The organism is Haloferula luteola (genome assembly GCF_014201715.1).
In the GTDB taxonomy this organism is placed as follows: domain Bacteria; phylum Verrucomicrobiota; class Verrucomicrobiia; order Verrucomicrobiales; family Akkermansiaceae; genus Haloferula; species Haloferula luteola.
Window position 1 is genome coordinate 146459 of the sequence record NZ_JACHFD010000013.1, and the last position, 9669, is coordinate 156127.

At 59.2% G+C, this 9669-nt stretch carries 8 protein-coding genes; 1 reads left to right on the plus strand and 7 read right to left on the minus strand.

The window, feature by feature from the left end:
- Positions 1–3: 3 nt before the first annotated feature.
- From HNR46_RS13645 to HNR46_RS13655, 3 genes are all read right to left on the minus strand, one after another.
- Complete coding sequence (locus HNR46_RS13645; RefSeq protein WP_184019720.1) at positions 4–1404, minus strand: TonB-dependent receptor; 1401 nt, start codon at positions 1402–1404, stop codon at positions 4–6.
- A complete protein-coding gene (locus tag HNR46_RS13650; RefSeq protein WP_184019722.1) occupies positions 1401–2369 on the minus strand; it encodes a hypothetical protein in 969 nt (322 codons plus the stop codon). The genes HNR46_RS13645 and HNR46_RS13650 overlap by 4 nt, the downstream gene beginning before the upstream one ends.
- Before the next feature lie 174 nt (positions 2370–2543).
- Positions 2544–4958, minus strand: coding sequence for a transglycosylase domain-containing protein (locus HNR46_RS13655; protein WP_184019724.1), 2415 nt, complete (start codon positions 4956–4958; stop codon positions 2544–2546).
- Between the two features lie 85 nt (positions 4959–5043).
- Between HNR46_RS13655 and HNR46_RS13660 the strand changes: the two genes are divergently transcribed.
- Entirely contained in the window at positions 5044–6093 is a 1050-nt protein-coding gene (locus tag HNR46_RS13660; RefSeq protein WP_184019726.1) for a class I SAM-dependent methyltransferase, read from the plus strand.
- Between the two features lie 10 nt (positions 6094–6103).
- Here the strand turns inward: HNR46_RS13660 and HNR46_RS13665 are convergent, their stop codons facing one another.
- The 4 genes from HNR46_RS13665 to HNR46_RS21525 form a co-directional block, all read right to left on the minus strand.
- Entirely contained in the window at positions 6104–7474 is a 1371-nt protein-coding gene (locus tag HNR46_RS13665; protein ID WP_184019729.1) for an L-serine ammonia-lyase, read from the minus strand.
- A 297-nt stretch (positions 7475–7771) separates the two neighbouring features.
- Positions 7772–8287: a transposase gene (locus HNR46_RS13670; protein WP_184019731.1), complete on the minus strand. Its 516-nt coding sequence runs from the start codon at positions 8285–8287 to the stop codon at positions 7772–7774.
- Between the two features lie 114 nt (positions 8288–8401).
- Complete coding sequence (locus HNR46_RS13675; protein ID WP_184019733.1) at positions 8402–8998, minus strand: hypothetical protein; 597 nt, start codon at positions 8996–8998, stop codon at positions 8402–8404.
- Between the two features lie 515 nt (positions 8999–9513).
- A partial coding sequence (locus HNR46_RS21525) for a transposase domain-containing protein (protein WP_184019735.1) occupies positions 9514–9669 on the minus strand: 156 nt, incomplete at its 5' end.

Genomic DNA, 9669 nt, shown 5'->3' on the forward strand with positions numbered 1-9669 from the left:
CTCTCACCGGCTGGCCACCCCTTGATGGACCAAGGCCGAGCGCTGAGCCACCTCCGGAACGTATTCTTTCCACCGTGGATCCCCATCGCGGATCATCTTCATGATGTCGCGACCAGTGAATTGCAGCAGGTCAAGATCTCGATAGGGAACGCTGCGCACCATCCGATTCTCCAGAAAATGCCGGTAAAGATGGTGAGACGATTCCGGAGCCCGGAATGAATCCGCCGTCACTACTTCTCCCGTTCCTCGGCTGCGCCACGGATACACATACAAAGAAACCTGATTGCGGAACAACCGACCAAAAGACTCAAGAATGCCGCCCGACAGATTCTCCGACCACTTGGCTTTGAAAAGCTCATTGAGCAGTCCAATGCTCAAAACCAAACCCACCGGCTGGGTGGTATAGCGACCCAGATATCCCGAAATTCGGTGGAACTCCGCATGACGGCTGATCAACACCGATTTTCCCAGGGCTTGCAACGCATCGACCCGATCGATGAAGTCCACATGGTCCACGGCCCCCCCGCGCAACAGGTTGGTCATCGAAATCTCGCAAAGCTCCAATGTCCGCCCTCGGTCCTCCTCGGCCAGTGAGGCTTCAAAGCCCAGTCGAGCCTGCTCCAACATCTCCAGGTGGAGCCGAGTCACGGGATCGAAGCTCCCGCGCAGCAACAAAATCGGTCGCTTGTAGAGAGCATCCGCGGCTTGTTCAATCTCCCCACTCGCCGGGAAATAAGTCGCCTCTGTCAGACCACTCTCCACCAGCTGAAGGGCGCACAAGCGATTGTCAAAGAAGTCGTAACCGTGCCCTTGGAACTTGAGCATGTCCACTTCCACCCGTCCCGAGACAAGGTTCTCGGTCAGCGCCGTCACGAACTGGTGCAAACTCTGCCGGAAGTAAAACGCAGCATGGATGAAATTGATCCCGATCACCCCCAACGCCTCCATCTGCTCGACGTTCGTTTTGTCCAGCAGCCGCACGTGCAGATAAATGTCGGACGGCGGGTCCTTTGGCTTGAGCTGAAACCGCAACCCCAGCCACCCATGACACTCGCCGTGGTCCTTGTAGCCACGGGCCCGGACCGTATTGCAGAAAGAAAAGAAGGTCGTGTGATCCCCCCGGGCAGGCCCGAGACGTTCCTCCAGAATCGAGAATTCGTGCTCCAGCATCTGCCCGAGCCGTTGCCGGGAAACATACCGTGGGCTCTTGCCATAAATGGCATCGCTCATCGTCATGTCGTAGGCGGAGATCGTCTTCGCGACCGTGCCGGCCGTGCCCGAAACCCGGAAAAACCAGTTCGCGGTTTCCTGGCCAGCACCGATCTCGGCCAAAGTGCCGTAAACCGCGGGGTCGAGATTCAGGCGCAGGGCCTTATCGTAAGTGTTCTGCTTGTCGCGGGTCATGGAGAATCAATATCGGCCACCCAGCTCTCGGAGATCACCGAATCGATGATCACCTGCCGGGGATTGTCAGAACCCTCCGGAAACCGGATGGAAAGCGTCACGGCGTTCCGTTCCTTTTGGACAGCATTCAAGGTCCGAGCCGTCAGCGAACCCGCCTCGGCATAGCCGTAGAGATAATCTTCTCCATTGGCCGACTCGATCCGGAAACACTGCCACGCATCGTCATCCGCGAAGGCAAAATTGTAGTAATTCGATTTCAGCACCCGCACCCGCATCGCCACCGGCTCCGTTGGTCGCTCTTGCGTCAACGCTTCAAAGGTCTTGGGCGACCACCCCACAGTGCTTTCCCAGTCCACCTTCCACCGCCCATCCTGCTGAGCCAGCCAAACGCAGAAGCCTTCGTAGTCGCCATTCTGAACCGCCACCCCGATATGCTCCCCTGATGCAGCAAACGGCACGCTCCAATGAATCTCTTTGAGAGTCCCCATTTGGCGTTCACCGCCCGGCTCTCCCCTGAATCGCGAAAGCGACGTTTCGGCATGCAGCAACCAAGCCGAGGGATCTCCCGAATCGTTCTCAAACACCCCGCGAATCGCGGGCTCCAAATCGCCAATTTCCACCTTCGCCAACTGCGAACTCTCGCGCTTCCTCGGAGCCGCTTCCATCCGCTCCGGCGCCGGCGGCAACAAGGCCGACCCATCTCCGGAATCCACCGTCTCGGCATGCTTGCCGCGACTCCAAAGCAATCCCCAAAAAAGCACTGCCACCATCGTCAGGGCCGTCGCCACCACAATCCGCTTCACCAAGCGGTCCACCGGCTCGCGGCGCGAAAAAGTCTCGTCAAACTCGTCGCTGCGCTTCCCCGGGCGGTGGTGCATCATTGGCACACTGTCCGCCTCCGGCGCTTGGACCCGCTCTACCACCAATGGCGGCAACGCATCGCCCTCCACCGGCAATTTCAACATGCGATGGCAAGCCGGGCATACCACCCCGCGGCCCTCGTGATCTCCACGAACGCGAAAAACCTGCCGGCACTCCGGGCAGACAAAGGCATTCCAGCGGCGGGATTGGGGCGGCGATTCCGGCACGCCCCAACGATGTCCCGAACTTGCCCTCCGACGCAAGGCAGCGACCGCAAATTATTCCGGGGCGATCTCCAACCGCCCGGGCCGTGGCAGCGACATCTCCCTCAATCCGTCCTCAAGATCGAACGAATCCAGCACATTGGTTCGCTCCCGGCGCACACGGATCTGCGGAATATCATCCTCCGTCATCTGAATGCTGTGGAAAGGATCGTCCCCCAACAAGGCCGGCTTCTTCGGCCGCACCGGTGACGCATCGATGACCGCCAACGCCGTCATATCGAGCACCCCGCGGGACGGATCCTCCGCCACCGACCCCGAGTGAACCGGGCAAAACGGCAGATTCTCCGTGCCTTTCCGGAAAAACTCACGAATGCCGGCTGGCCGCGAACGAATCGCCCCGGTCACCGGATCTTCCACCTGCTCGTAACAATAGGGCGTCACCCGGTCACCGGAAACCCGGCAAATCTCCACCTCAACCACGCTCGCCGGCTGGGGAATGCCTCGACCACCATAATTCCGCGCAGCCTGATTCATCGCGTCCGTCCAAACTGGCATCGCCAAATCCCGCCCAAAGGCGCCTTCATAAATCGGCTCCCCAGAATTCAAAAAGCCCATCCAAACCCCACAGGTCACGTTGGCATTGTATCCGACCGTCCAGACGTCCGAAAAATCATGCGTCGTTCCCGTCTTGCAGGCACCATGAAACGGCTTTTCCACCAACTCATCGAGCACCCCTTGGGCGCTTCCGCGCGTCATTCCACCCTGAAGAATCGAGTGAACTTGAAACGCGGTCGCCTGGCTCACCGCCGTCTCACCAACCGCATGCGGCACCGAGCGTTCATAGCGAATCGATCCCTGCGCATCGCGAATGCTTTCCACATACCATAGCTGGCTGGGTCCGAGCCGGCCCCCGTCAGCAAAAGCCGTGTAAGCCCGCACCAAATCCTTCAGCGAAACCGGCTCCCAGCCCACCGCCAAACGCGGCAACAACTCCGCCTCCGCCACAGGCAAGGCAAATCCGGCGCTCGTGCTCCGCACATGATCCAGCCCCACCTGATTCGCCACTCGCACCGTCGCCGCCACCTTCGAGCTCTCAAGGGCCCTCCGCAACGTCACCGAACCTTCGTAGCGCGGATTGGAAACCTCCATCCCCCATTCCCCGAGAATCCCCTCACGACCTCCCACCATCACCGCCCGATTGTCCATCGCTTCATCGTCCACCTTGCTCGCCGGCGTCAGACCCCGCTCAAGCGCCGCCGCATACACAAACGGGAAAAACGCCGTGCCCATCGGACTGCGTCCCAGCTCAATCACATCGAATGGCACATCCGCATAGTCCCGCCCTCCCACGTGCGCAATCACTCCACCACTGCGCTGATCCACCATGAACACCCCTCCTTGCAGCCACTTTTTGGGATCCCCCGTGCCCCGCTTCGGGTGCTGATAGCCGGAGTGATTCTCCGCCTGCCGCAGCATCTCCTCCAACTTCTCTTCCGCGGCGTGCTGCACCGTCGAATCGATCGAAGTGCGGATCGTGTAGCCCCCTTGAGCCAATGCATCTTCTCCCAGCAAACTGCGGATCTCTGTCGCAATCCGCTCGTAAAGGTGGCTCGTCCCCCGCTGCAACGGCTTCGGATTCAGCGCAATGGGCGCCGCTCGCATCCGCGCTGCTTCCGCTGGCCGGATCATGTCGAGATTCATCATCCGGGCGATCACCATGTTACGAGCCACCCGGCAGGCCTCGATATCATTCAGCGGGGAAAGCCCCGAAGGATTCTTGATCAGTCCGACAATCGTCGCGCACTCGGCATCCGTCAGCGCCTCAGGCTCTTTCCCGAAATACCCCAACGACGCGGAGCGAATCCCATAAAACCCACTGCCGAAATAGATCCGGTTCAGGTAATACTCCAAAATCTCCGGCTTCGAATACACCGTCTCAATCCGCTGGGCCAGAAACGCCTCAATGATTTTCCGCTCGATGCTCGTTTCCCCCCGCCGCTTGCAGTCCGCCTGCAAATCGTAGGCGCCTCGCGCCAACTGCTGGGTGATCGTCGATGCCCCCGAAACGGCCTTGCCCGCCTGCAGCCAATCGATCGCCGCCCGGGCAATGCCGAAGTAGTCGACCCCGTGATGCTTGTAGAACCGCTTATCCTCCCCCGCCCTCAACGCAGAAATGAACCGCTCCGGCACCTGATCGATCCCAATCACACTCCGATTCTGCACAAAAACCCGTCCCACCTCGCCTCCATCATGGCCCAAAATCACACTGGGCACCTCCACCTTGTCGACCAGCGACAAATCATACTCCATCGCCCGCTGGCGATACGGTTCCAACATCCGGTCAGCCACCATCCAGCCCGCCACACCGATCACCACGAGGAGAACCAGGACGCCCATCCAGAATCCTTTCCGCTTGAAGAAGATCGGGCGCCTGCGCTTGTTCCGGACGGCTTGGGTGGCTTTGGACATGGCAAAAGATGAGGCAACATTCCCCGCGGGGGGCGAGAAACCGGTTCCGGCATATCGGGAACCGGACCGTCAGGCAATCCCCGGCTTGCTAGCGGAACTCCACCAGGAAATCGTCCATTCCAGTGGAATTTCCTTCGCCCGCTTCATGGAGGCCGCTCTCTACCACCCCGAAGGAGGCTACTACGCTCGTCCCGGGCGCCAAGTGGGTCGCCTTGGCGACTTCTTCACCAGCGTCTCCGTCGGCCCCCTCTTCGGCCAGTTGCTCGCCCAACACCTCGCTTCCTTTTTCTCCCATCAACCCGGGCCCGTCCGCATCCTCGAACTCGGCGCTCACGACGGCCAACTCGCACGCGATATCCTAGAAGCCCTCACACAAGAACATCCCGACCTCCTTCCCCGCCTCGAATACGCCATCATCGAACCCCTCCCCAGCCTCGCCGCCCGCCAACGCGAACTTCTTGCTCCTTTTTCCGCTCACCTTCGCATCGTCGAAACCCCTCATGCCTTGGATCCCCGCCCAGGCATCCTCGTCGCCAACGAATTGATCGACGCCCTCACCTGCCATCGAATCGAATCCACAGGAGACGGTTGGGATGAACTCGGTGTGGGCCTCGATCCCGAGGGATCCTTCATCTGGAAATCCCTCGGTCCTGCTGCTCCCCCACTCATTTTCGGCCTTCCCTCTCGGCCCGCAGGCTACCGTACCGAAGTCCGCCCGCAGCTCGCCGCTTTTCTCGCCCCCTTGGCGCCCTGCATCTCGCCGGGAAAAATGCTCTTCATCGACTACGGCTTCGAACGGGAGGACTACTTCGACCCCGCCCGCACCGATGGCACCCTCGAAACCTTTCAGGCCCACCGCCGGGGAGGCCATCCCCTGCAAGACCCAGGCTCCCGGGATCTCACAGCCCACGTCGATTTCTCCGCTCTTCGAGAAGCCCTCGAAGCCCTCGGTGGCCAAGTCGAACACTTCACCAATCAAGCGCGATTCCTCACCGAGATCGCCCGGCCTTGGCTGCTCAAGCTCGAAGGACGCACGGATCGAGAAACCGCCAAACTGCTAAGAAACTTCCAGACCCTGACCCACCCAGCACAGCTCGGGAGTCGATTTCACATCATGGAAGCCTCGTTTCGTTGAAACGAGACCCTCAGCACTCCACCACATTGACCGCCAGGCCGCCGCGTGAAGTTTCCTTATACTTCGCCTTCATGTCCCTACCGGTTTCCCACATCGTTCGGATCACCTTGTCGAGAGACACCTTGTGCTCGCCATCGCCAGCCATCGCCAGCCGGGCCGCATTGATCGCTTTCACCGCCCCCATGGCATTGCGCTCGATGCAAGGAATCTGCACCAGGCCACCAATCGGATCGCAGGTCATCCCCAGGTGATGCTCCATCCCGATTTCCGCCGCATTCTCCACCTGACGCGGACTTCCACCCAGATACTCCACCAGCCCCGCCGCGGCCATCGAACACGCCACTCCCACCTCTCCCTGGCATCCCGCCTCCGCTCCCGAAATCGAAGCATTCCGCTTGTAAAGCAGGCCAACCGCCGCCGCCGCCAGCAGGAAACGATGCACCCCATCACCATGGGGAGAACTGCGGAACCGCACCGCATAGTGCAGCACCGCCGGCAAAATCCCCGCAGCTCCATTGGTCGGAGCCGTCACCACGCGGCCGCCCGAGGCATTCTCCTCGTTCACCGCCAATGCGTAGAGATTGACCCAGTCGAGCACCGTCAGTGGATCCGACAACGATTGCTCCGGCCGGGACCGCAGAGATTCATGAATCCGGCGAGCTCGACGGGCCACATTCAGCCCACCCGGCAACGTTCCCTCCCCCACACACCCACGGGCTACGCAGTCCTGCATCGCCACCCAGATCCGATCCAGCCTCTCCCGAGTCTCTGATTCCGGCCGGAAAGATTCCTCATTGCCCAACATCACCTCGCTGACCGTCAGCCCCTCTCCTTCACAGATTTCCAACAGTCCGCTGGCAGAAATGAAGGGCCTTGGCACCTCTTGCCCCGCTTCCCGTCGCGCTTTCAGTTCCTCCTCATCGGCCACGAACCCTCCCCCCAACGAATACATCACCCGGTCCGCCAGCACCCCATCGTCCCCGTCAAGGGCCGAAAAATGCATCCCATTCGCATGGAGAGGCAGCGGCCTCATTCGACGAAAATCCAGATCTCGCTTCTCCTTGAACTCAATCTCTCGGCCCCACGGAAGCTTCAAGCGTCCAGTCGCCCGAACTTCACCGACCCACTCAGGAATCCGGTCCACATCCACGGTCTCCGGGTCGTGCCCCAGCCATCCCAACAGGATCGCAACATCCGTTCCGTGACCTTTCCCCGTCGCCGCGAGTGATCCATACAAAGTGCACGTCACTCGCATCACCTCACTGCCCAAACCATTCGCTTCCAATTGCTCCACGAAACTTCGGGCCGCACGCATCGGCGCGACCGTGTGCGACGAGGAGGGCCCGACGCCAATACTGAACAAATCTAAGGCGGAAATCATCTTGGCCCCCGCAGCAGCAGCGGAGTTTCTCGGAGCAACAGACACGGTCGTAGCAGAGGGAGAAGGCATCGGATTCCCATCACAGCGGGCGGCATACCAATTCCCCACCCACTTTTCAGGTAAATCCTCGAAATCTCGGGAAATTCCCGCCCTTCTCCACCCCTCTCTCCCCAAAACTTCACAGCCTCAGCACTCGCCCATTGTGCCCGAGGCCTTCGACCAATCGCCCCCTTCGTAAGATCCCCCCAAGAAGAGGGGTCAGAGAGAGAAGAGGGGTCAGTCCTCGCACTTTAACACTCACCCAAGCACCTTAGCCATTTTCTTCGCTCGTCTCGCCAATTCTGGATCCCTTGCGACGCGTCCTACCTCCCGCCTGACACTACCGGGATGACCCATGGCAAGACGCTCCCCGAGCCAGCCATTCGTCGCCGCCGTACGCTGCCGGGTCCACCACGCGACGAGTGCCTTCTCGTCTCGGAACCGTCCCCGGCCGGCCTGATCTTCCGAGTCAGGTGGCAATCCGAGATGCTCCAAGCCCGCCACCACCAACCGCTCGGCTTCCGCCTCATCGTGGGCACGTGCGCCGTCACCGGTGACACTTTTGGGCTCCGGCGTCTCAAGCAGCAAATGGAAATGGTTCCCCATCAGCACGTAAGCATGCACTTGCCAGCCGAAACGTCCACATGCCCGCTCGATTCGATCCACCCAATCCAGCCGGTCCTGATCGCTCTCGAAAATCTCCCTCCCTCCGTCGCCGCGCGCCATCACGTGGTAAACGGCGCCTACTGCTTCATAGCGGAGTGGACGGGCCATGATCCCAGAGAGTGCGAAGTGACGCCCACAGCCGCAATGTTAAAGTGCGAGGACTGACCCCTTTGACAGCCGCAATGTTAAAGTGCGAGGACTGACCCCTTTGAAGAGAACCGTTTACGAGCACCGCTCTCCAATTAGGCCCATCGCCCGCTCCGAAATAGGAAATCCAGACGCTCGCCATCCATCTTGATTCTCAAATCCTTCCCCATCCTCGACATAGTCCCATCCCCCAATCTGCATCACGAAAACCATTTGGCTCCTTTGTTCAACTAATTGCAAAAGAATCTTGAGTCCACGAATTTGCGCCTGATCTGTACACTGCTGGGTGCTAACGAACTTTGAGATGCTCTTTGTTTCGCAAACACATGCGGCTGCTATCTCGATCATGCGAAACCCAAATCTTCTAGCATGTCCACCTAGAAAGAGCCCTCCAACTAAATCCCATCCCTTCGTTAGGACAATAGGAGCTAGCCAGCCTTTTAAGCTCACATTTTCGGGGATTACATTTCTGATATCGTAGTCACCGAAACACGTGTCCTCCATACCAAACAGGTCTGAGACCGAATAGATCATATCTTCTGTCCAAAGCTCATCGAAATCGCCTTCCTTATCTACACACCAAAAAAGCAGAGCATACGTATCGCCGGAAGCAGGGCGCCGAATAGCCGAAATTGGTCCTTGCGTCATGCCTGTCTTGTATTTTGTTAGCATACTATTTGTCAAGTCGCTGCATCACATTTCCCCACTCATTCCATCCCGATCCCATGGAATCGAGGAGGATTGTGGCTTCAGCGAAAGAAGCAGGGTCTCCGATTCTCATATAATCATATGCGAGATTCCCGAACTTCACTCCCTTAGATTCATCGAGAAAGAGCAAGCAAGCCATCATAAGTCCGGCACCAGCTGCCTTCAAGGCTTTAACGTCATAAACGCTATACCTAGTCGCGGGTATCCGCCGCCACAACCGCAAGTAGCCCATATGCGATAGGTTCGTCTCCTTCCCGTGCCATTCGGGTCATGCCATTCGGGTCAGTCCTCGCACTTTAACACTCACCCAAGCACCTTAGCCATTTTCTTCGCTCGTCTCGCCAATTCTGGGTCCCTTGCGACGCGTCCTACCTCCCGACTGACACTGCCGGGATGACCCATGGCAAGACGCTCCCCGAGCCAGCCATTCGTAACCGTGGTCTGTGCCGCCGTTTGATTTTTCTTGGCGGCAGCGGTTATCAGGCAGCCTTCCGTGCTCGTTTTCCCTGTTGTGCTTGCAGCCAGTTCCCCGGGACGAGTTGATCGACCTCGCTGGTTTTCATTGCCGGCAGTCGGGTGAGCACGTCCTCAAGATACTCCCGGGTGTCGATGCCCAGCCGCCGACAGTTCTCAAC

Excerpts from the sequence above, each read along its gene's own strand:
- HNR46_RS13675 (WP_184019733.1), bottom strand. The coding sequence starts at position 8,998 with ATGCTAACAAAATACAAGACAGGCATGACGCAAGGACCAATTTCGGCT.
- HNR46_RS13645 (WP_184019720.1), bottom strand. The coding sequence starts at position 1,404 with ATGACCCGCGACAAGCAGAACACTTACGATAAGGCCCTGCGCCTGAAT.
- HNR46_RS13650 (WP_184019722.1), bottom strand. The coding sequence starts at position 2,369 with ATGTTGAAATTGCCGGTGGAGGGCGATGCGTTGCCGCCATTGGTGGTA.
- HNR46_RS13655 (WP_184019724.1), bottom strand. The coding sequence starts at position 4,958 with ATGTCCAAAGCCACCCAAGCCGTCCGGAACAAGCGCAGGCGCCCGATC.
- HNR46_RS13665 (WP_184019729.1), bottom strand. The coding sequence starts at position 7,474 with ATGATTTCCGCCTTAGATTTGTTCAGTATTGGCGTCGGGCCCTCCTCG.
- HNR46_RS13670 (WP_184019731.1), bottom strand. The coding sequence starts at position 8,287 with ATGGCCCGTCCACTCCGCTATGAAGCAGTAGGCGCCGTTTACCACGTG.